This window comes from Lacinutrix neustonica, from assembly GCF_026625145.1.
In the GTDB taxonomy this organism is placed as follows: Bacteria; Bacteroidota; Bacteroidia; order Flavobacteriales; family Flavobacteriaceae; genus Lacinutrix; species Lacinutrix neustonica.
Genome location: NZ_CP113088.1, coordinates 3715526 through 3739036 on the forward strand (window position 1 = coordinate 3715526; position 23511 = coordinate 3739036).

Below are 23511 nucleotides of genomic sequence, written 5' to 3' on the forward strand. Positions count from 1 at the left end.
TATATCTAAGATTGACTATTTTTGATAACTGAAAAAAACGAAGAAAATGCCAAAAAATCCTAAATTAAAATCGATACTTATTATTGGGTCAGGTCCAATAGTTATTGGGCAAGCCTGTGAATTTGATTATTCGGGAACCCAAGCTCTAAGATCTTTAAGGGAAGATGGAATTGAAACCATACTAATTAATTCGAATCCAGCAACAATCATGACAGATCCTTCAATGGCCGATCATGTATACTTGTTGCCGCTAAACACAAAATCGCTTGTTAAAATTTTAAAAGAGCACCCGCAAATTGATGCTGTTTTACCAACAATGGGTGGGCAGACGGCTTTAAACCTTTGTATTGAAGCTGACGAAAAAGGAATTTGGGAAGATTTTAATGTGGATATCATAGGTGTCGATATTGATGCGATTAATATTACAGAAGATAGAGAGCAGTTTAGAGAGTTGATGCTAAAAATAGGAATTCCAATGGCACCACAAGAAACAGCCACCTCTTATCTAAAAGGGAAGGAAATTGCTCAAGAATTTGGGTTTCCATTAATTATTAGAGCATCGTTTACTTTAGGAGGAGCAGGAGCTTCATTCGTGCATAAAGAAGAAGACTTTGATGAATTATTAACTCGTGGATTGGAAATTTCTCCCATCCATGAAGTGATGATCGATAAGGCGTTAATAGGCTGGAAAGAGTATGAATTAGAACTGCTTAGAGACTCAAATGATAATGTTGTAATCATTTGTTCTATAGAAAATATGGATCCTATTGGAATTCATACAGGAGATTCCATAACCGTGGCACCCGCAATGACATTAAGTGATAGAACCTATCAAAGAATGCGTGATATGGCCATACATATGATGCGTAGTATTGGTGATTTTGCAGGCGGATGTAATGTGCAATTTGCTGTGAGTCCAGATGAAAATGAAGATATTATTGCTATAGAAATTAACCCGCGCGTCTCACGTTCTTCGGCATTAGCGAGTAAAGCAACGGGCTATCCTATTGCAAAAATCGCAGCCAAGTTGGCCTTAGGATATCACTTGGACGAATTGCAAAACCAAATTACAAAATCAACTTCAGCTTTATTCGAGCCTACTTTAGATTACGTGATAGTAAAAATTCCAAGATGGAACTTCGACAAATTTGAAGGTAGTGATCGTACTTTAGGATTACAAATGAAGTCTGTTGGAGAAGTTATGGGGATTGGGCGTTCGTTTCAAGAGGCACTACACAAAGCCACACAATCCCTAGAAATTAAGCGTAATGGTTTAGGAGCCGATGGTAAAGGATACAAAAATTACGATCAAATAATTGAAAAGCTAACCCATGCAAGCTGGGACCGTGTGTTTGTTATTTATGATGCGATACAAATGGGAATCCCCCTAAGCCGTATTCATGAAATCACAAAAATAGATATGTGGTTTTTAAAGCAATATGAAGAGTTATATTTTATAGAAAAAGAAATTTCTACCTATAAAATTGAGACCATTGAAAAAGACTTATTGTTAGAAGCTAAGCAAAAAGGATATGGCGACAGACAAATCGCACACATGTTGGGCTGTTTGGAAAGTCAAGTCTATAATAAAAGAGAAGCACTTGGTGTGAATCGCGTGTTTAAACTGGTGGATACTTGTGCTGCCGAATTTGAGGCAAAAACACCGTACTATTACTCCACCTTTGAAAATGATGTGGAAACCCCGGATGGAAAGCGTTATGCAGACAATGAAAGTATTGTTACAGATAAGAAAAAAATTATTGTTCTAGGTTCTGGACCAAACCGTATTGGTCAAGGTATTGAGTTCGATTATTGTTGTGTTCACGGTGTTTTAGCCGCTGCGGAATGTGGTTACGAAACCATCATGATTAACTGTAATCCTGAAACAGTTTCTACCGATTTTGATACGGCGGACAAATTGTATTTCGAACCCGTGTTTTGGGAGCATATTTACGATATTATCAAGCACGAAAAACCGAGAAGGTGTTATAGTACAACTTGGTGGACAAACAGCGCTTAAATTAGCCGAAAAATTATCACGCTACGGGGTTAAAATTCTAGGCACCAGTTTTGAATCTTTAGATTTAGCTGAAGATAGAGGTAGTTTTTCTAATATATTGAAAGACATTAATATTCCGTATCCGAATTTGATATCGCAGAAACAGCCGAAGAAGCTTTGGCGGTTGCAGATAAACTAGATTTCCCAATTCTAGTAAGGCCCTCATACGTGTTGGGAGGACAAGGCATGAAGATTGTTATTAACAAAAAAGAGTTAGAAGAACACGTTGTCGATTTATTACGCAGTATTCCTGGCAACAAATTACTGTTAGACCATTATTTAGATGGCGCAATAGAAGCAGAAGCTGATGCGATTTGCGATGGAGAGAATGTCTATATTATTGGCATTATGGAGCACATAGAGCCTTGTGGGATTCACTCTGGTGACAGTAATGCTACTTTACCACCTTTCAACTTAGGGAATTTAGTGATGCAACAAATAAAAGACCATACTAAAAAAATTGCCTTGGCACTCAATACAGTAGGTTTAATAAACATACAATTCGCCATTAAAGACGATATTGTCTATATTATAGAAGCGAATCCAAGAGCATCCCGTACGGTACCATTTATTGCAAAAGCATATGGTGAACCTTATGTTAATTATGCTACAAAAGTCATGTTGGGTGAAAAGAAAGTGACCGATTTTGATTTTAAACCTAAACTCAAGGGGTATGCTATTAAACAACCCGTGTTTTCATTCGATAAGTTTCATAATGTGAATAAAAAATTAGGACCAGAGATGAAGAGTACTGGAGAAAGTATTTTGTTTATTGACGACTTAAAAGACGATGAATTCTATAATCTGTACTCACGTCGTAAGATGTATCTAAGCAAATAAGACGGTAGTAATTGTCATTTATAAAAGCACAAATGTTCAGTTGAATGTTTGTGCTTTTTTGCGTTAAAATGTTAAAATAAATCGACACCAGCCTTTTTTTTTGTATTTTTAATAAAAATCTACTTATATGATGAGAAAACTACTCTTTATTTTATTTGTATTCGCAGTATTCAATATGACCGCACAAACGACAGAAACGGTTAAGGAGCGTGCTTCTAATGCATCCCAGTTTGAAAGTGCCACTAAATTTTCAATATTTCCGAATCCAGGAAAAAATGAAATGAACATAAGCGTATCTTCATTAACAAATGAGGGTTTGGAATTAGAGGTCTACGATGTTTTAGGCAAAAAAGTACACGTACAAACCTTAAATGCCCTAAGTGCTAAAGTAAACATAGCAAAATGGAATAGTGGTTTGTATTTGGTAAGGTTAAGTTCTTCAAACCAAGAAGCCCACCTCACAAAACGTTTCGTAAAATTATAATATAAACTAATTAAAAACATACATGTGAAAAGCTACTCTACAATGAGTGGCTTTTTTTATTGTTTTAGATTACATTTGTGTTATGCAAAGACACTTTTCTTTTATTATTCCTGTATACAACCGTCCAAACGAAATACAAGAACTTTTAGAGAGTTTTGCGCGTTTAAAAACAACTATAGACTTTGAGATTGTTATCGTTGAAGATGGTTCAACAGTAACTTCTAAAGCCGCAGTAGAGCGCTACCAACCTCAATTAAATATAAGCTATTATTTTAAAGCTAATTCTGGTCCGGGAGACTCTAGGAATTATGGTATGCAGCATGCCAAAGGGAATTATTTTATTATTCTAGATAGTGATTGTATTTTACCTGAAAATTATTTAAACGAAGTTAATAAAGCGCTTAATAAAAATCGGTGGATTGTTTTGGTGGTCCTGATAATGCTCACGACTCTTTTACTAATTTACAAAAGGCGATAAACTTTAGCATGACATCGTTTATGACCACTGGAGGTATTCGTGGAAATAAAAAAAGTGTGGATAAATTCCAACCGCGAAGTTTTAACATGGGGCTAAGTAAATTCGCTTTTGAAGCCACGGGTGGTTTTGGGCGTATCCATCCAGGAGAAGATCCTGATTTATCTATTCGTTTATGGCAAGAGGGCTTTGAAACAGCTTTATTTTCTGAAGCTTATGTCTATCATAAAAGGCGAATTTCTTGGTCTAAATTTTATACTCAAGTGAATAAGTTTGGTATGGTAAGACCTATTTTAAATAAGTGGTACCCGGAGACTAAGAAGATCACGTACTGGTTTCCTGCTTTTTTTGTAGCCGCAGTGCTTGCGTCATTGATTTTGGGTGCTTTTGGTTATTGGTTTGCACTTTACGGCATTATATTGTATTATAGTATCACCTTTATTTTCGCTTTAATACAAACCAAAAATATCAGCGTTGCGCTTCAATCTTTAATGGCCTTATCCATACAGTTCCTAGGATATGGCTTCGGATTTTTGAAATCAACATTTTATATTCATATATTGAATAAAAACCCGGAAGATACTTTCCCAAAGTTATTCTTTAAAGAAAACCAATGAACAAGCTTTCCCTTCAAATAAAATCACTCTTTAAAAGTAGAAAAATCAATGTTTTTGCTTTGTTTTTTATTTTAGCATTTGGTATTTTAATTTTATCTAAACTCACAGAAGTTTCTACTAATACAGCTAAATTTAAAATCGACTTACAAAATATTCCGAGATGAGACCATACTAATTAATGACACATTAAATCATTTAAACTTAACATTAACGACCACAGGGTTTAAGTGGCTAAAATATGCCTTTAAACAACCTAAGGTGACGATTGATTTCAATACAGACGTTCGAAAGATAGATAGCGTTTATATTTGGTCTAAGACCCATGGGTTCGCAGGCGTTTTGAATCAGTTTAAAAAGGAAAGTAAAATTGTAAGTATTACTCCGGACACTTTGTTTTTTAAGTTTGACGTCAATGCTGTAAAATACGTGCCTGTAAAAAGTAATATTAATATTCATTATAGTTTAGGTTATGATACTTTAGAAGGGATGAAAATAACACCAGATTCTATAAAAATCATTGGACCTGCCACCCTATTGTCCCATATCGATGCAATAGAAACTAAAGTTTTGAAATTAGACGATGTTAACAAACCCTTTAGTGAAACCATTGATTTAAGAACAGACTCTATAAACCCCAAGATTATTATAAAGACTAAAACGGTTTCTATAGGTGCTTTGGTAGAGAAGTTTACTGAGGGTACTTTAAACATACCTATTGAAGTGATACATGTACCCCGGAATAAAACGTTGAACTATTTTCCTAAAAGCATGAATGTCTCCTTTTATACTAGTTTAAATGCTTTTAATACTATTTCAGTTGATGATTTTAAAGTTGTGTGTGACTATAAAGCAATCAATAAAGATAGTAAATACTTAGAACCTGAGCTGGTTAAGATCCCTGGCAATGTTAAAACGACCCGATTACATCAACAAAAAATTGAATTCATAATTATAGAATGATTACCGTTGGACTTACAGGAGGAATAGGCAGTGGAAAAACGACTGTTGCTAAAATGTTTGAAGCTTTGGGTGTGCCCGTTTACATTGCAGATCATGAAGCGAAAAGACTAATGCATACGTCTCAAGTTATACGAAAAAAACTAATCAAACTCTTTGGTGAAAAAGCGTACTTAAATAATGAATTAAACAGGCCGCTTTTAGCAGAAGCGATTTTTAATGATCGAAAGCTGCTACAACAAATGAATGCTATAGTGCATCCTAAAGTGAAAGCCCATTTTATAAAATGGAAAGCGAAACAAAAAGCGCCTTATGTTATTAGTGAAGTGGCCATAGTATTTGAGAATGATACCTATAAAAATTATGATTACATTATTACGGTAACCGCACCGGAACAAGAGAGAATTTCCGGAGTAATAGCACGTGATCACTCCACTAAAGAAAAAGTTCAAGCCATAATAAATAACCAATGGAAAGATGCCGAAAAAGTTAAACTTTCAGATTATGTGATTAGCAATACCAATATGGAGTCTACAAAAAAACAGGTGCTTCAATTACACAACCTACTCTTAAAGAATGCTACTTCAGATTAAATTTTAACATTTTTGTTAATGTAAGGTTAAATGCTCACGCTACTAAATGTTAAAATCTTAATTTTGAGCGATGAGTAAGAAAGTTTTTTTCGTACTGGTTATTCTAATGAGTTTATCTCTAATAGGTATTATTTTTGTGCAAGCCTATTACATTAAAAATTCTATAAGTACCAAAGAAGATCAATTTACATTTAATGTAAAAAAGGCTTTAAATTATGTTGCGGATAATATAGAAGATGAAGATTTTAAAGATCACGCCTTAAAGTTGAAGCGGGAAATAGAGTCTCGGTAAAGTTATTAAGATTGATACCACTGCGATTTCCAGTTTGTATCTAAGAGAGTACAATAGTGAAACCAATCAGACATCAACATATAGAAATGGTATTTTTGAAGAAAATTATAAAATATCATCAGCGCTCTTTGACATAGGTTTAGATACCACAAGTATTAAAAATATTATTAGAGAGAACGAAGCTAAAGTCTATAAATCGGTTTCATTAGATGGTAAATCCGATACGCAGTTAGTAGAGTTAGGAACTATAGGTCGTTTGGAAGAATTACAGTATGAAGCACATTACGATAATTATGCCTATTTAAATCCCATTCACAAACGGGTGAGCATAGAAAAAATAAATCGGTTATTACGACTTAAGTTGTTACAAGACGATATTGTTATAGACTATGAATTTGCTATTTATAGTAACGGTTTAGCAACAAAAGTTAAAACCGAAGATTTTGAGTTAAAAGATAAATCAACCGTTGATGTAGATTTGTTTCAAAATAATAGAGATATCAATAATTATAAACTATTGGTGAATTTTCCTGAAAGAAAACAATTTATTTGGTCTTCTGTTCTTGGAATGTTAACACTATCATTTGTCTTTACATCCATTATTGTTATTGCTTTTGTTACAGCATTGAGACAAATTATGAAGCAACGTCAAATTTCTGAAATCAAAACAGATTTCATAAATAATATGACACATGAGTTTAAAACGCCTATTGCAACTATTAATCTTGCCTTAGACTCGATTAAAAATCCAAAAATAATTGATGATAAGGAAAAAGTGATGCGCTACTTAAATATGATACGTGAGGAAAATAAACGTATGCATGCGCAAGTAGAAAATGTATTACGAATATCTAAACTTGAAAAAAACGAATTAAACATTAGTAAAGATAGAGTACGATTACACGACTTAGTTGAAGATGCTATTTCACATGTAGAGTTGATTGTTGAAGACAGGGGAGGACATATAGAGACTAATTTACAAGCTTTGAAGTCCTCAGTACTCGCTAATGAAACGCATTTCACGAATGTTTTAGTTAATATTCTTGATAATGCTATTAAGTATTCTCCAGAGCAACCAAAGATTACGGTTGAGACAATAAATGTTGGTAATAATATTGTAGTAAAGATAAAAGATGAAGGATGCGGCATGAATAAGGCGGTTTCCAAACGTGTGTTTGAAAAATTTTATAGAGAACATACGGGTAATGTGCATAACGTTAAAGGTCATGGGTTAGGCTTGGCGTACGTAAAAAGAATAGTAGATGACCATCATGGTCACATATCAGTAGAAAGTGAAAAAGACAAGGGAAGTACATTTACAATAACACTTCCATTAATATCATAAACATTATGGACGAACAACAAAAGAAGATATTATTAGTAGAAGACGATCCAAATTTCGGAACGGTTTTAAAAGATTATTTGATGATGAATGACTATGAAGTCGTGCATGCTAAAAACGGTATGGAAGGCTTTGAGAAATTCAAAAAAGATGATTACGACTTATGCATCTTAGATGTTATGATGCCCTATAAAGATGGTTTTACTCTTGCAAAGGAAATAAGAGAGAAAAATGCCGATGTTCCCATTATTTTCTTAACGGCAAAAGCCATGAAAGAAGATGTATTAAAAGGCTATAAAGTAGGGGCAGATGACTATTTAAATAAACCATTTGATAGTGAAGTGTTATTAATGAAAATTAAAGCAATTATGCAACGTAAAGCAACAGAAACTGTTGCAGACAGCAAGCAATTCGAATTTAAAATTGGAGGGTTTGACTTAAATTCTAAACTTCGTTTTTTAACTTATAAAGGAGGAGAGCCAACGAAATTATCTCCAAAAGAAAACGAATTGTTACGCTTGTTAGCTTTACACGAAAATGACTTAATGCCTAGAGAACTAGCATTGACGAAAATATGGAGGGACGATAATTACTTCACCTCTAGAAGTATGGATGTTTACATCGCTAAATTAAGAAAGTACCTTAAGGTTGATGATAAGGTAGAAATCCTTAACATTCACGGTGAAGGGTTTAGGTTAGTGGTAAGCCCTGAATAATAAATTACGTTTAAAATGTTATTAAAGCCGCGGTTTCACTGTGGCTTTTTTTATTTAATATATAGATTTGACGTATTCTAAATCGCGAACATTGGTAATGGCTTTCTCTGCATCCACAATTAAACTTTCAATTTCATCATTTATAATCTCTAGGTATTTTTTATTGTCAACTTTAACGATGCCTTTTAAATGATACAACATAATCAAGAGCTTTTCTACAATAACCACGTCATGTTTGCAATAGGTTCTTAATTCTGCCATCACCTGAAAAATTAAAACTTTGAAATTTACAGTGGCCACAGAGACGTAAGGTATGTCGTCTATATACGCCTGGCTTTTATCGTTTTTTTGTATGCGTAGAGAAAATAACTGAGATAAATAATCAATGGCATTTAAAGCTGTTCCCGGATCATTAATACCAGGAGACATAGCTTTAACAGCGACTTCAGTAATTTGTTTAAAGGCTAAAACGTAGTTGTCTTCAATAAGTTCACTTTTAGAAAAATCGAAGTGCTCCGTAATTTTTTTAATCGTGTCGTCGTCTAACGCGGTTTCACTTGTGAAAAGGGTGTTTTTCTCTGAAATGAACAAGCCTTTGATAACGACAACATCAATTTTAGTGTCTTGTGCTTTCGCGATTTTGGCAATATTTTCTAAAGACACATTTTGCAAATAGCCGGATTTTTCAGAGTTGTATTTGTGCCAGTTTTTTGTATCAGGAAAATCATCTTCACTATACTTTTCATGATCAATTAAATATAACATTCTACGCTTCGAGATATTAAAAATCTTATCCATAATATTATTAATCTGGATTTCCTGAGAAATAGAATGGATAAAATAAATAAAAGCCGCCAGGCAATTCACCATAAAAAGTATAGCAAATAATACAGCAAAGCCCGGTAGTTGATATTTGTCCCCATTGGGTTCTATGTAAACTAAAATAAAGATGCAATAAAGTATGGTTGCAATATAGAAGCCCAAGATGACTTGATGTCTTCTGTTACTAATTAGCCCTGGCAATAATCTCGGGGAGAAGTTGCTGGAGGCTTGATTTAACAAGATCATTACCATAGAAAAACTAAAAACCATGATTGATATTAAACCTCCAATAAAAGTGGTTAAGAGGCTTCGTGCCGTTTCTGTATTGTTAATAACCAAAGCAGGAAACGTTTCTAAAAGATACTTAGAGATCCCTTTTTCTTCAAGATAGATCATGATGTATGTGAAAATGAAACCCAACACCGCTAAAAGTGAAGGGTAAAAAGCAATGTTATCTGTTAGTCTGTATAGTTTTCTTAATAAGAAAAGCCCTTTGTCTTTCATAGCGTTGGTTTTTACCACCTTAAAGATAAGATAGTTTAGGTATAATATTTTAATCCAAATTTCACTTTATTTGATAAAAATGAAAGGTTAATCGATATGTTCTTCAATTTTTTCAATAATTTTTTCTATTGAAGAGTTATAATCAAACCAAAAGGTGTTTTCGTTACGTTTAAACCATGTGAGTTGACGCTTAGCAAAGCGTCCGGTGTTTTTTTTTATTTCAGAAACGGCGAAATCAAGGGGCCAATCACCATCAAAATAACTGAAGAGCTCTTTGTAGCCTACAGTGTTTAAAGCATTGAGATCTCTTCTATTGTATAACGATTTAGCTTCTTGTAGTTGGCCTGCTGCCATCATTAAATCAACTCGTTTTTCAATACGATTATAAATCATTGAGCGCTCTGCCGTTAATCCAACGGTTATTGTTTTAAAAGCTCTATTATTTTTAGCTTTATTTAAAAAGGAAGAATACGGTAGGTTGGTACCAATGCAAATTTCAAGCGCTCGAATAACCCGTTGTGGATTATTTAATGCTATTGAACTGTAAGCTGCAGGATCTAATTGTTTGAGTTGCATCTGAAGGACCTCTAAACCTTTTATTTCTAAATCGAGATTGAGCTGTAGTCTAATGTTTTTATCTACCTTAGGAAAGTAATCTAGGCCTTGGGTTACCGCGTCAACATATAAGCCGGAACCGCCAACCAAAATAACACTATTATGTTTTTTATGTAGTTGCGTTATTATTTCAAGGGCTTCTTTTTCAAACGTACCCACATTGTATTCCTCTGCAATAGATTTATGTTGAATGAAATGATGTCTTGCTTGAGCTAATTCTTCTCGGCTTGGAGCTGCCGTTCCAATGTGCATTTCTTTATAAAATTGTCTCGGAGTCTGCTGAAATTACTTCAGTATTAAAATGTTGGGCCAATTTAATGGCCAAATTGGTTTTCCCAATAGCGGTTGGTCCTACTACAGATATCAGGTATTTATTAGCCGTATTCAAAAATAATTATTCTAGATGTAAATTGTGGCCACAGTTATAACAATATTCTGCATGATCTCTGTGGTTTCCAACTAAACAATTTTGACAGGATTGTGTATTAAGTTGTGGTTTTTCCGGCTCTTTTTTCTTTTCACGATCACTTGCGCTTCTCGTATACTCGGCAGACACGATACCTGTGGGTACAGCAATAATTCCGTAACCCATGACCATGATAATCGATGCTAAAAATTGACCCAAAGGAGTTTGAGGTGCAATATCTCCAAATCCAACTGTTGTTAATGTTACAATACACCAATAGACACTTTTAGGAATGTTAGTAAAACCATTCTCTTCACCTTCTATTAAGTACATTAATGTCCCAAAAATGATTGCCGCAATGATAACGGCAAATAAAAATACCGATATTTTTGCACGACTGGCTTTGATGGCGCTTGCCAATTGGTTAGAGGCGCCTAGGTAACGTGCCAACTTCAAGATTCTAAAAACACGCAATAAACGTAAGGCTCTCAATGCCACAAGGGCATGAGTTCCCATGAATATTAACGATAAATATTTTGGTATTGTAGATAAGAAATCGACAATGCCATAAAAACTAAAAATATATTTTAAAGGCTTTTTAACCGTGATTATTCGGGCAATATATTCGAAAGTAAATAGAATGGTGACTATCCATTCGCCAAGATTTAACCAATAATGATATCGTGCATCAATCCAGTTAACACTTTCAAGCATCACCAACAGAATACTGGCAAGAATAAAAATTAGAAGTACCACATCAAATAATTTACCAACAGGCGTATCTGCCTCATAAATAATTTCATGTAGTTTATTTTTCCAATCTCTGTTTTTATCGCTGTTCATGCTTTCTAAAATACTAAATATAGATAAGTTATTTTTTCTTTAATACAATTAATGAGTTTTTTTGTATCTCAACAATTCTATTGAAATACTCTTTTAAGTAAGGATACAAATTTGAATTATAAATAGCTTCTGTAAAATCAAATTTAAGAAAAACCATTGCATGGTCTGTGTTTTGTGTTGTATTAAAAATTAATGTACCTGTACCGCCTGGTAATTTGTAAGAGACACTTGATGGAAGTTCAATAATTTCATAAGTATCAGGATCAAAACTCAATTTATATGAATAAAAATAGGTGTCTCGGGTAACCAAAATCTATAGGATAAGAACGCGTTTGTAGCTTTAGTGGATTATTATCGAAAAAGGTAGACAAAAACGGATTGATATAATATTCATCTTGTATAAGTTCTGTCTCCAAATCAAAATCAATTTTATCTAAAAACTGGCTGGTACTTTTATTTTCTATAATAACGTCATGACGCTCTATATGAACACCTATAAGAGAAGCTTCGTAGTTTTTTTTATATTCTAAAGGATTAGTAAAATAACTTGATTTTTTAGATATAGAATGATAGCCACTAGTTTGATAATCTAAATGACCAGAGAACAGACCTTCATTATCTAAGTTTAGTTCTATACGGTAGATTTTTGAGGATTTAGCAGTGGGTTTAATATCAACCCAATAGCTTCCATCTTCAAAATCAAGTAGTCTTCCATATTGATTAAGCGCTCTAAAAGGAACTTGACCAAAAGTTAAATAGGGGTCGGTTGCGTCTAATTGATAGTCCTTACCATCTATAGAGGCCTGAATTAAAACATAATTAAAGTCGGAAATCACAGGGTATATTTTTGTTGGAAATCCATTATTTCTTGTCGATGCTAATATGGGTGTAACTTCGATATCATGTTCATTCAGCAAATTGTAAAGTAAAAAATTAATTTCTGAAACATTTCCAGATTTAGACTTTATAAGATTCTTTATTGAAACATCGTTATAAATGTCATATGTTTCATTCCAAGTATAGTTATTTTGAACAAAATTATAGATGGCTTTTGCTTTCTCTAAAGGGTTTTTGAGGTTAGATATTTTAGGACTCAGTACATTTTTTACCAATGCTCTTTTCTTTAATTGTTTACCAATATTATCATCATATTTGAGTTCTTTATCTGTTGTCTTCCATGATTTTGTAATGTTTGTTACTAACCCATCAAAGCCTTTAATTGTTTTGAGTTCGTATTCTATGCGAGATAAATAGTTGTCTCCTGGTTGTCATATGATCTTCATCAATAAATGCGGGTATGTCCTTTATCGCGTATCTCGCTAAAGAACAACCTGCATAAGCGCCATTGCCACCATCTACACATTTCTTTTTTATATCGCTTTCATTTATTATTAATTTTAATTCACCAACTAGCTTTATATTATATTCATAATTTGCAGGTATACTCGTCTTGTATTCACTGTAAAGTTTTGGAATGTCTTCTTGAAAACGCCATGATTTGTATTTGTAAATGAAAGGAGAGATTACCTTATAGCTGTATGTTATAACAGAGCCTTCTTTTACATTTGGCATAGTAAATTTCACAATGGTATAATTGTCGTTATAACGCTCTTCGAAAATTTGATCTTTTGTTAGCTTAGTTTGTGTGTTTTCTCCATTATCATTATTGTAAGTGGTTGCTATAATGTCTTCAACACGTTCCTTTTTAGAATTATTTTTATAAAGAAAAATAGAAATAGTAGCTTTATCAAATCCCTTTCTATTTAAAATTTTCAGTTTTACTTTTTTATTAAAAATGAGATCAAAGCTAGTATCTTCAATGTAGCTATTACCGTATTCATATAAAACGACAGCATTGGCGGTACTATCTTTTTCGAAAATTGTAGTTTCCAAATCACCTTTTGTAACGGCATAGGTATCAGCATTGAATGTGTCTTGACTGAAGCTTAGGTAGGTTAAAAAGAGTGTGATTAGCACAAGGTATGTTTTCATTATAATTGTATGATTTTTAGTCTTTTATTTTTCCGAAGATAACTTTGGATGATATGTTGCGTATCTCTATTGTTTTCTATGGGTGTAATTATAGATTCTAAGATTTTAATATTATTAATCCGGTAATTTAAGTTATAAAAACCAAAACCTTTAAACACTCCGTCTTTTATAAGAATTGCACTGCGCTCATCGACTTCTCGACCACGATCTATAATAAGCATGTTTTGCTTTTGGTAGCTGTATTTATTGAGGAATTGATTAACCCGGTTATTATATAACTCTGTATTTTCTTCATTCATACAGGCCCCTTCACATTCTTTTATGTCATATTTAAAACAGCTGCTCCGGGTTTTTTCTAAGCCGGTAAGTTTTAAGCATAAGCCAAATGTTTCTACAGCATGATTTAGAAAATCTTTACCACTTTGTCTGTTATTAAATGTGGTGATAGCTTTTCTTCTTCCATCGGCAATTTCAAGATTTAAATTGATGTAACCATTATTATCTACAGAACTATAAAGTCCATGTGAGAAAATAGCTTTTTTCAAAGTACGGTTGTGTCCGGGTTTGTTGCGTTTTATTTCTTCGCATTCTTTTAAAAGTGCCACTAATTCACTTCCTGTGGCTTCATACGTTACAGCAGCTACTTGTAATTGAATTTTTTTAGACTTGGTATCGGTACCAGTAAAATGCTGGTTGACACGCTTTTTTATATTTTTACTTTTCCCAATATAAATAATAGTGCCATCGGCATTATGAATATAATACACACCAGTAATTGATGGGGTTTCGGCAATAATATCAACGAGTTTGGGTTCTAAATGAAGCTTCGGGGTTTTTCTTATGGATTCCTGAATGATACTTTTACCGGTGTCTTTAGAAAGTAATAACTTAAAAAGCTTTACCGTTGCTAATGCGTCACCAGAGGCACGATGCCTATCGGTCACAGGAATGCCTAGTGAGCGCACTAACTTCCCCAAGCTATAGGAGGGTAAATCGGAATTAAGGCTTTTGAAAGTTCGACAGTACACAAGGTTTCCTTTTCAAATTCAAAGCCTAAACGTTTAAACTCGGTACGTAGAATGCGGTTGTCAAATTGTGCATTGTGAGCGACCAAGATACAATCTTCTGTAATTTCAACGATACGTTTGGCGACTTCATAGAATTTTGGTGCATTGCGAAGCATGTGACTATTGATGCCTGTTAAGTTTACTACGAAGGGTTGAATGTCCCGTTCGGGTTAACCAAACTAATAAACTGATCGACAACTTCATGTCCATCATACTTATAAATTGCAATTTCTGTTATGCCTTCTTCATTATACTTACCACCTGTGGTTTCTATGTCTATAATTGCGTAAATATGCTAAAAAGTTTAAAGTTAATAATTAAAAACTAAAAGTTACTTATTCTATGGTTTCATAGTATTTATAGTAAAAACTAAGAACTGAATTAATTTTGCGATTAGTTAAAATATGCGTTTTTACAAGTCTCTTTGTCTAAATGATGGTCAACATATCTGTAAAGAATGCCATCAATTCCTTTCATTATCGTGTTTTAGAGCCACGCTCATTTTACTAATAAAATCTTTGATTGAGGGGCAAATTTTATTTTTTCTATATCTGCAGTTTAAAAAGTAACAATTTTATCTCTCCTTCACGCAAAAGCCCCATTTTTATTCTTTAAACCGAATACTTCCATAACATGGAATTATTTGTTTTTAGCACTTCACTATTAGTTTCTATCGCCAAAGATACTACTTCCTATTCGAACCATAGTGCTACCACAATCAATAGCCAATTTATAATCACCACTCATACCCATTGAAACGATTTCTAACTGGCAATTATGAGCATTAAGTAGCTTTAATTCCTCAAAAACTGTTTTTAAGCGTTTAAATTCTTGAGAGACTTGGGAGTTGTTATCAGTAAAAGTGGCCATTCCCATAACACCCGTTACTTTTACGTTTTTTAACGACGAAAATTCTTTAGATTGTAAAATAGTAGAAGCCTCCTGAGGTGACATTCCAAATTTAGAATCTTCTTCCGCAATTTTTATTTGCAATAGGCACTCAATCACTCTGTCATTTTTTAAGGCCTGTTTATTAATTTCTTTTAACACTTTAAAACGCTCTACACCATGAATTAAACTCACAAAAGGCGCCATGTATTTCACTTTGTTGGTTTGAACATGACCAATCATGTGCCATTCAATATCTTTGGGCATGGTGTCATATTTCTCAGCCATTTCTTGAATCTTGTTTTCTCCAAAAATGCGCTGACCAGCCTCGTAAATTTCCATTAAGTCTTTTACTGGTTTGGTTTTCGAAACGGCGACGAGTGTCACGTGTTTTGGTAATTGAGATTTTATGTTCTCTAGGTTTTGTTTTAGGCTCATTATTTGCGTATTGTAATACAGTTTGAACTCAAATCAAATGTGTGATTTAAAATTGTGTAAACTGATTTAATGATTGATAAGTCTTTTGTAATTGATTTGTTCACGCCATTATTGGAGTATTCAATTATGAAGTTTTTTTCAGGATATGCATTTATTTGCAATCTATTCCAAAAATATCTTTCAGGTAAGTTATTAATTTTATTTGAAGTATGTTTTTTTACGTCTCTGTAAAATGAGTTATCGTTAAAAATGAAATCTATTCTTCCATTAATTTCAAGATTTATTCCTTTTAGCGGAAAGTTCTCAATTTCAATTTTATCATTTTCAGTTTTAACTTTAAATTCGGAATAGGCTTCTTTTAAATTTTCAGTTAATTTCAGATTCTTTATTTTTTCAAATTCATCATAATCTAACTCATAAGCATTCTCAATTGTTTCAGATTTTGAATTATTTTTATTTAAAATATTTTGAGAATTGTTAATAATGGAATGAACTTCGTTTTTAGCATCAAGAAATAAATCTCTGTCCAAATTTGAATCCAATAAAATTCCCATTTCTCTATTGTTTTTCTCCGAGAACTCATATAAATTCATCGATGTAACAATCATGTTAGTCTCGTTGTAATAGCATTTAGCATGCAGGTTATGAAAGTAATAAATGTCTATGTTATTTAAGGAGTATAAGACTTTTTGTTGACTTTCTTTCAATTCATCTTTACCATATATTAATATTATTTTAATGTCTTTCCTGTCAGCATCTTTAATTCTATCAATTAAATTTTGACTTAACTTGAGATATGGTGTAACTAAGGTTATTGTATCTTGAGCATTAAGAATAATGTCTTCTATGTGGTAAGAATTTGCTGTTGTAGTTAAAAATTTCGCCATTATTTCGTCTCAATTTTTTTATAAGATTTTTCGTTTAATAGTGAAGGAAAATATTATTTTATTTATTTACGAATTTCGAAAATATTTAAAACTCATAAATAGTGACCCCACTTCTCAACTTTGGTTCAATATACGTGCTTTTAGGAGGCATTTTTAAGCCATCATCTGCAATCTGTTTCATTTGTTCTATGGTTGCAGGAATCATACCAAAACCAACTTTATAAGTACCGCTATCTATGGCACTTTTTAAATTAACAATGTCTTTTTTACCACTAAGATAACTAATGCGTGTATCATGACGTAAATCGATGATGCCCGGAATGGGTTTTAAAATGGTTTGATAAAGCAGTTCTGCATCTAAGGCATCTAAAGACGTTTTAAATTCATAAGTGGTTTTACGTAAATACAACGAATAAAACTCACCCTCCGAGATACATGCTAAAGTGATGTTGTTTTGTTGGCTTATAGGGCATGATGCCCCGATTCTCTATACGAAAGACGGTGTCTAATTTAATAAGAAACTCCTCCTTTGTCAATCCGTTTAAATCTTTAATCAATCGATTAAACTCATGAATTCTTAATTCCGATTCACAAATGAGATAGCTCATAAAGTAATTATAGCTTTCACTCCCGTTATGGTTTTTGTTTTCAGCTCTTAAATCGGCACACAACAATTGTGATGATGAAGATCTGTGGTGACCATCGGCAATATAAAGGGTCTCCATTTTACCAAACGCTTCGGTTATTGCTTTAATATCTTCGGTTTTATCAATGGGCCATAAATAGTGCGTGTCTCTATACGTGGTCGTAAATTCAAATTCTGCGCGTTGTTTTTGTGTTTCTATTAAAATGTTTGAAACGGTATCATTTTCGGGATAGGTTAGGAGTACCGGTTCTGCATTAAAACCAACCGTTTTGAGATAATCTTTAAATACAATCTCGCGGCTTGAAATGGTGTCTTCGTGTTTTTTAATGATATTGTTTTCATAATCTTCAACACTGGCAGCAGCAACAATTCCATTAAAGACCTGATAATCCCGATCTACAATTTTATAAATATAATAGCTGGGATTTTCATCTTGAGCAAAAATACTGTCTTCTTTAAATTCCTGATAGCGGTTTTTAACCAATTGATAACGCGCTTCACCGGAAATCTCCTTGTCGTATTTATAACCAGGGTTGACAATATGTAAAAAGGAGAATGGATTGTAATTTAATCGTGCCTCGCGTTCTGCTTGCGTATAACTCGGTAGGAACGCGAAGCCACAAGACTTACTTTGTCCCGAGTTGGTTTTACGGCGCGAAAAGGTTTTATTTTAGCCATATTTTAGTCATCATTATTCAATGTTCCGTAATTATATGCTAATACATCTTGAAATCGTAACAGACATTATTTCGAAATTAATTTTTGTGATTCACAAATTTCTGAACACGGTTTACTTTAAAAACTGTTTCGCCACGGTCTCTGCTTTGCGACTTTCTGAATAATCATAAAAGCCTTCTCCAGATTTCACGCCTAATTTTCCAGCACGTACCATATTAACTAATAAGGGGCATGGCGCATATTTAGGGTTTTTGAAGCCATCGTACATCACGTTTAAAATAGACAAACACACATCAAGTCCAATAAAATCGGCTAATTGCAATGGTCCCATAGGGTGTGCCATACCTAATTTCATTACGGTATCAATTTCTTCAACACCCGCAACGCCATTGTATAAGGTTTCTATAGATTCGTTTAGCATTGGCATTAAAATCCGATTCGCCACAAAACCAGGGTAATCATTAACTTCAGTAGGGGTTTTTCCTAAAGTTTTTGATAATTCCATAATGGTGCTGGTCACTTCATCACTGGTATTGTATCCACGAATAATCTCTACCAATTTCATAATAGGGACCGGGTTCATAAAATGCATGCCAATGACCATATCTGGTCGGGACGTTACGGCACCTATTTGTGTTATTGAGATCGAGGAAGTATTTGTTGCTAAGATGGTGTCTTTTGGACACGCTTCATCCAATTGCTTGAAAATGTTAAGTTTTAAATCAATGTTTTCAGTGGCCGCTTCTACAACTAAGCTAGCATATTCAACACCTTCTTTAATACTGGTAAAGGTGGTGATATTGCCTAAAGTTTCTGCTTTATCAGCTTCTGTGATATTTTCTTTGGCGACCATTCTATCTAAATTTTTAGAAATAGTGGCGATGCCTTTTTTTAACGACTCCTCGCTAATATCTATAAGTTGTACTTTAAATCCTGATTGTGCAAAGGTATGGGCAATACCATTACCCATTGTTCCTGCTCCAATTACTGCTACGTTTTTCATTAAAAATTTATTTTTCATCCCCATGCATAAGGGAATCGCTTATATTATTATGTTTATTATTTAATCTTCAATTGCTGTATGGCTCATACAAAAAATAGCAACTGTTCACGGCTCATTTAATTTTAAAATTGATTAATGATCATGGTTGCCACACGCAACGCTTCCGTGCCATCATGAAGGGTCACAATGGGTTTTGTGTTTGAATTGATAGCCTCTGCAAACGTTTCTAATTCATCTAGAATCGCATTGTTATCAGAAATCTCCGGATTATCAAAATAAATTTGTTTTTTGATGCCTTCAGCATTTTGAAGAATCATGTCAAAATCTCCAGGATTTTGAGGGGCGTCTTTCATTTTTACCACTTCACATTTTTTTTCTAAAAAATCTACAGAGATGTAAGCGTCTTTTTGAAAGAAACGGGTTTTACGCATGTTCTTTAAAGAAATACGACTCGCCGTTAAGTTAGCAACACAACCGTTAACAAACTCTATACGTGCATTAGCAATATCAGGCGCATCACTTATAACCGAAACACCGCTTGCTGAAATACTTTTGACTTTAGATTTTACTACACTTAAAATAATATCTATGTCATGAATCATCAAATCTAGTACGACAGGAACGTCTGTACCGCGTGGATTAAATTCTGCCAAACGGTGCGATTCAATAAACATAGGGCTGTCCAATTGTTCCTTAACCGCAATAAATGCTGGGTTAAAGCGCTCCACATGACCTACTTGACCTTTTACACCATACTCTGCGACTAGTGCTCTTAAGGTTTCTGCTTCTTCTACAGTGTTGGTAATGGGCTTTTCAATAAAAATATGTTTGCCTTTAGCAATGGCTTGTCTCGCACAATCGTAGTGAGATAGTGTAGGGGTGACGATGTCCACCATATCAACAGCATTAATGAGCGCCTCAATAGAATTGAAATAGGTATAACCAAATTCGGCGGCTACCTTTTTGCCGTTTTCATCGTCAGCATCATAAAAGCCAACAAGGTTATATTTTTCTGACTGGTTAAGCAGTCGTAAGTGAATCTTTCCAAGGTGTCCAGCACCTAAAACTCCAGCGTTTAGCATTTAAATTACGTTTTCAACAAAAATAAGATATTTAACATAGGATTTTTATGAATTAACATGAATTTTTATATGTTTCTATGTGAAAAATTAAATCTGAGATATTCCTTTTTAGCTTTAAAGCATTTCATTAATTTTATCGCACTAAACTTCTCAGAATTTGAAAGACACTTTTAAGCATAAAGGCATGCGGCAGCAATTAGTTAATGTACTAAAAACAAAAGGCATTACCAACGAAAATGTGCTTAGAGCCATTGGGAAAATACCCCGTCACTTATTTATGGATTCAGGGTTTTTAGATCATGCTTATCAAGACAAAGCCTTTCCTATTGCCGCAGATCAAACGATTTCACAGCCCTATACCGTTGCTTTTCAAACGGAGCTCTTGCAAGTAGAGAAAGGGGATAAGGTTTTAGAAATTGGTACAGGTAGTGGATATCAAACGGCAGTGTTATGCGAATTAGGTGCTAAAGTATATAGTATAGAAAGACAACAAGAGCTGTTTAAAAAAACGAGTCAATTTCTACCCAAGTTAGGGTACCGCGCTAAAAAGCTAATTTTTGGTGATGGTTATAAAGGTTTAGTGGAAGAAGCACCGTATAAAGGTATTATTGTTACCGCTGGAGCACCTTTTGTACCCAAGCCGTTATTAGCGCAATTAGAGATTGGTGGGCGCTTGGTGATTCCCGTGGGAGACCAAGTACAAACCATGACCCTTTTTGTTAGAAAGGGAATAAAGTCTTTTGAAAAAACAGAATTTGGAGAGTTTCGTTTTGTGCCACTTTTAGAGGATAAGAATTAGTCTAAAGCTGCGTTTCTAGTCATTCTAAAAGCTAAAACCAAACATAAAGGCATCATTTAAAAAACCACTTTGGTAGGAGCGTACATAATCGACCCTTAAAAAGCGTAGTTTTCCCCAACCAATATTGTCTATTCCCACTGAAAACTCATTGTAAGGCTTATTAGTATGTGTTGCAGCCAAATTAGCACCAACTACCAAGTTGAAATTTAACTTGTTTAGTAGTGGTATTTTATTTAGAATATAACCATCAAAACTATGTTCCAAATGAACTTCGGTATACTGATTATTAGTACTTAACCCGTAATAAGAAAGGTTCTTAAAACGCCCCAAATAATTACCGTCTGTGGTTATGTTGGTTTGATTTCCATTAAAATGATGGAAATCCATAAAAGCAATCTCATCTGCATTGATAAATAAACCTGCTTTGGTAAGATATTTAAAATGGCCTTTAGCACCAAGCGATAGGCTTTGGTATAAACGGGCTTTGAATACATCAAAGTTATAATCGCTCGTTGTTGCACCAAATCCTTTTTCATAGCCTAGATACAGCGTTGGATATTTGCTACTAGGGATGTTGAATTTTCCATTGGGATAACTTAGATAATCCTGATCAAAATTAATACGGGTGCCTACCTTTAGTTTTAAAATATTATGGGTGATAAAAGGCGCGGTATTATTCGCTACAGGGTTTAAAGGATTATTACTTGAATATTGCCGATCTGCTTTGGGACTCCATGCTTGATCTGTATTATTAAATAGGGCCTTTCTACGTTCATAACTTAACTCGGAAGACAACTGAAAACCATTGAATAGTTCTTGCGAATAGTTGATTTTTGCATAAGATTTATCGTAAATTTTTAAAAAATTCTTTTCGGCCAGCAGTGAATAAAAGGAGTTTATTAATGGTAAATCACTAAGAGCGGGATTAAATTGTTCCGTTTTTATTCCGCCGTAAAGGCTTAAAACAGGTCTTGTTTTGTTGTTAAACTGATATCGTAAGGAACCATCCACACGTAACCTATCATCAGCTTCTCCATAATTAAGGTTGGTATTGGCAGAAAAACGTCGTCCGTAATTTTCGTCGTAACGTTTTCTGTAATTTAATTCTACAGTACCATTAAAACCTTGTACGGTATTAAAACTGGGTTGTGAAATAGGAGATGTGATATTAAATCGTGTTTTTTTTGTGGAATTCTGATAGCTATAACCACCTAAAATATGTCCTAATTTAAAGCTGTTGTTTGCTCGATCTACAGAATCTAGGTAGGGCTGTGAATTTTTTACTAATTGGATACTGTCTTTTTTTACATAGTCTATTACTTCTTCTTTTGTTAAGGGGACTGGTCTTTTTGTTTCCCAGTAGATGGAGTCTTTTTTGTTAGAATCCTCTTGGAAAGATAAAATTTCACGGGTCACCTTTTGTGCTTCTAACTTGGGGTTAAAATCATAGTCACTATAGACCCCAGTAAAACGACCATTGGCTTTAATACCAAATATGGCGAGACTAAAATCTAAAGTCTGCGAGATTTTTGCCCAAAGCCTATCGGTTTCCGAATAAGAGAAGGTTTGTTTAATTGTAAATAAATCTATTGGCGGGACTTGGACTTGCAAGCCTGTGATATTAACATCAACGGCATATAAATTCCATTGGTCTTCTACAATATAAATGTAACCACTAAAGGCTGCGTCATTCTTTCGTTTTGGGGTTAATTCAATTTTATTGATGAGGTTGCCCTTGTCATCGTAAAAAACGCCATCCAGTTTGTACCGATAGTAATTGAAGGCATTCGAAGCAATGGGAGAGACTGCTTTGCCCTCGATATCAATAGTATTCTCATAAAAGTTATAATTCACGTCTCTCGCATTATTAAAGCTAAACCCATTATCATTACCACTTACTTTTGAGGCTATAATTTTTTCTTTTAAACGATTTGGAGCTTGGTGTTCTAGTTTAGAAATGGTTTCAGATAAATAAATAATACCACTTCTTGTGGAATCTAATCCGCCACCTAAATCGCCAACCTCTTGGCCCAATATTTTTTCACGGGGCATCTTTAATTTTGATTAACCCACGAGAATAAAAATTGGCGAGATACGTTTCAGTTTTCTCTAAATGCTCCACACGCTTAGCAATTGCATGTCTTATAATTTGTATGGCAGGATTTTCTTCAGAATTAATAACCACTTCTTGAAGCGAAATATCTTCTTCCACTAACGTTGTGTTTAAGAGAAATGGAAAGCGATCGATGGTAATTTTTTTTCGTAGTGTTTTATAGCCCAAGTATTGAAAAACGACCGTGTAGTCTCCTGGTTTAGTGATGTCTAAAGCATAATTACCTTCTTCATTGGTTGTTGTGCCTATATAGGTGTTATCAATAAAAACACTCACAAAAGGAAGTGTTTCTCCGGTTGATGCGTTTATCTGCCCATTAATTTGAGCATAAGAAAAAGTAAAAAAAAGGATGC

At 33.9% G+C, this 23511-nt stretch carries 19 protein-coding genes and 5 pseudogenes; 10 read left to right on the top strand and 14 right to left on the bottom strand.

From position 1 onward, the window contains the following. The first annotated feature begins 46 nt into the window (after window positions 1-46). The 9 genes and pseudogenes from carB (at window position 47) to N7U66_RS20190 (ending at window position 8375) form a co-directional block, all read left to right on the top strand. Window positions 47-2899, top strand: a pseudogene (gene carB, locus N7U66_RS20155) (carbamoyl-phosphate synthase large subunit). Window positions 2900-3026: 127 nt separating this feature from the next. Further along, window positions 3027-3383, top strand: coding sequence for a T9SS type A sorting domain-containing protein (locus N7U66_RS20160; protein WP_267676668.1), 357 nt, complete (start codon window positions 3027-3029; stop codon window positions 3381-3383). Between the two features lie 82 nt (window positions 3384-3465). After that, window positions 3466-4475: pseudogene (locus N7U66_RS20165) on the top strand (glycosyltransferase). Further along, window positions 4472-4639 carry a hypothetical protein gene (locus tag N7U66_RS20170; protein WP_267676669.1) on the top strand — a complete coding sequence of 56 codons (168 nt, stop codon included), beginning with the start codon at window positions 4472-4474 and terminating at the stop codon, window positions 4637-4639. Before N7U66_RS20165 ends, N7U66_RS20170 begins: the two are co-directional and overlap by 4 nt. A gap of 94 nt (window positions 4640-4733) precedes the next feature. Beyond that, on the top strand, window positions 4734-5435 hold the full coding sequence (locus tag N7U66_RS20175) for a CdaR family protein (RefSeq protein WP_267676670.1): 702 nt from the start codon (window positions 4734-4736) through the stop codon (window positions 5433-5435). Further along, window positions 5432-6025 carry a dephospho-CoA kinase gene (gene coaE, locus N7U66_RS20180; RefSeq protein WP_267676671.1) on the top strand — a complete coding sequence of 198 codons (594 nt, stop codon included), beginning with the start codon at window positions 5432-5434 and terminating at the stop codon, window positions 6023-6025. The genes N7U66_RS20175 and coaE overlap by 4 nt, the downstream gene beginning before the upstream one ends. Before the next feature lie 70 nt (window positions 6026-6095). Next, complete coding sequence (locus N7U66_RS22350) at window positions 6096-6317, top strand: hypothetical protein (protein WP_313791325.1); 222 nt, start codon at window positions 6096-6098, stop codon at window positions 6315-6317. Between the two features lie 34 nt (window positions 6318-6351). After that, window positions 6352-7662 (top strand): sensor histidine kinase, encoded by a 1311-nt coding sequence (locus N7U66_RS20185; protein WP_313791326.1) that lies wholly within the window; start codon window positions 6352-6354, stop codon window positions 7660-7662. Window positions 7663-7667: 5 nt separating this feature from the next. Continuing rightward, window positions 7668-8375, top strand: a complete 708-nt coding sequence (locus N7U66_RS20190) for a response regulator transcription factor (RefSeq protein WP_267676672.1) — start codon at window positions 7668-7670, stop codon at window positions 8373-8375. A gap of 54 nt (window positions 8376-8429) precedes the next feature. On the opposite strand, the gene N7U66_RS20195 is transcribed toward N7U66_RS20190, so the two are convergent. From N7U66_RS20195 to N7U66_RS20250, 12 genes and pseudogenes are all read right to left on the bottom strand, one after another. Continuing rightward, window positions 8430-9701, bottom strand: coding sequence for a DUF2254 domain-containing protein (locus N7U66_RS20195; protein ID WP_267676673.1), 1272 nt, complete (start codon window positions 9699-9701; stop codon window positions 8430-8432). Window positions 9702-9788: 87 nt separating this feature from the next. Beyond that, window positions 9789-10704, bottom strand: a pseudogene (gene miaA, locus N7U66_RS20200) (tRNA (adenosine(37)-N6)-dimethylallyltransferase MiaA). A gap of 6 nt (window positions 10705-10710) precedes the next feature. Beyond that, on the bottom strand, window positions 10711-11565 hold the full coding sequence (locus N7U66_RS20205) for an ion transporter (protein ID WP_267676674.1): 855 nt from the start codon (window positions 11563-11565) through the stop codon (window positions 10711-10713). A 28-nt stretch (window positions 11566-11593) separates the two neighbouring features. After that, on the bottom strand, window positions 11594-11839 hold the full coding sequence (locus tag N7U66_RS20210; RefSeq protein ID WP_267676675.1) for a hypothetical protein: 246 nt from the start codon (window positions 11837-11839) through the stop codon (window positions 11594-11596). A 1-nt stretch (window position 11840) separates the two neighbouring features. Beyond that, complete coding sequence (locus N7U66_RS20215; RefSeq protein WP_267676676.1) at window positions 11841-12677, bottom strand: transglutaminase domain-containing protein; 837 nt, start codon at window positions 12675-12677, stop codon at window positions 11841-11843. Window positions 12678-12780: 103 nt separating this feature from the next. Beyond that, window positions 12781-13557, bottom strand: coding sequence for a DUF3857 domain-containing protein (locus N7U66_RS20220; RefSeq protein WP_267676677.1), 777 nt, complete (start codon window positions 13555-13557; stop codon window positions 12781-12783). Continuing rightward, window positions 13557-14916: pseudogene (locus tag N7U66_RS20225) on the bottom strand (exonuclease domain-containing protein). Before N7U66_RS20225 ends, N7U66_RS20220 begins: the two are co-directional and overlap by 1 nt. A gap of 371 nt (window positions 14917-15287) precedes the next feature. Continuing rightward, window positions 15288-15950: a YggS family pyridoxal phosphate-dependent enzyme gene (locus tag N7U66_RS20230; protein ID WP_267676678.1), complete on the bottom strand. Its 663-nt coding sequence runs from the start codon at window positions 15948-15950 to the stop codon at window positions 15288-15290. After that, window positions 15950-16837 carry a phospholipase D family protein gene (locus tag N7U66_RS20235; RefSeq protein ID WP_267676679.1) on the bottom strand — a complete coding sequence of 296 codons (888 nt, stop codon included), beginning with the start codon at window positions 16835-16837 and terminating at the stop codon, window positions 15950-15952. Before N7U66_RS20235 ends, N7U66_RS20230 begins: the two co-directional genes overlap by 1 nt. A gap of 85 nt (window positions 16838-16922) precedes the next feature. Beyond that, window positions 16923-18161, bottom strand: a pseudogene (locus N7U66_RS20240) (DUF1015 domain-containing protein). A 112-nt stretch (window positions 18162-18273) separates the two neighbouring features. Next, window positions 18274-19164: a 3-hydroxybutyryl-CoA dehydrogenase gene (locus N7U66_RS20245; RefSeq protein WP_267676680.1), complete on the bottom strand. Its 891-nt coding sequence runs from the start codon at window positions 19162-19164 to the stop codon at window positions 18274-18276. A 122-nt stretch (window positions 19165-19286) separates the two neighbouring features. Beyond that, on the bottom strand, window positions 19287-20246 hold the full coding sequence (locus N7U66_RS20250) for a Gfo/Idh/MocA family protein (RefSeq protein ID WP_267676681.1): 960 nt from the start codon (window positions 20244-20246) through the stop codon (window positions 19287-19289). A gap of 157 nt (window positions 20247-20403) precedes the next feature. Here N7U66_RS20250 and N7U66_RS20255 point away from each other — a divergent pair, with 157 nt between their 5' ends. Next, entirely contained in the window at window positions 20404-21045 is a 642-nt protein-coding gene (locus N7U66_RS20255) for a protein-L-isoaspartate(D-aspartate) O-methyltransferase (protein ID WP_267676682.1), read from the top strand. Between the two features lie 24 nt (window positions 21046-21069). Here the strand turns inward: N7U66_RS20255 and N7U66_RS20260 are convergent, their stop codons facing one another. Both N7U66_RS20260 and N7U66_RS20265 read right to left on the bottom strand, forming a co-directional pair. Next, entirely contained in the window at window positions 21070-23097 is a 2028-nt protein-coding gene (locus tag N7U66_RS20260) for a DUF5686 family protein (RefSeq protein ID WP_267676683.1), read from the bottom strand. After that, entirely contained in the window at window positions 23087-23434 is a 348-nt protein-coding gene (locus N7U66_RS20265; RefSeq protein ID WP_267676684.1) for a carboxypeptidase-like regulatory domain-containing protein, read from the bottom strand. The genes N7U66_RS20260 and N7U66_RS20265 overlap by 11 nt, the downstream gene beginning before the upstream one ends. Window positions 23435-23511: the final 77 nt, after the last annotated feature.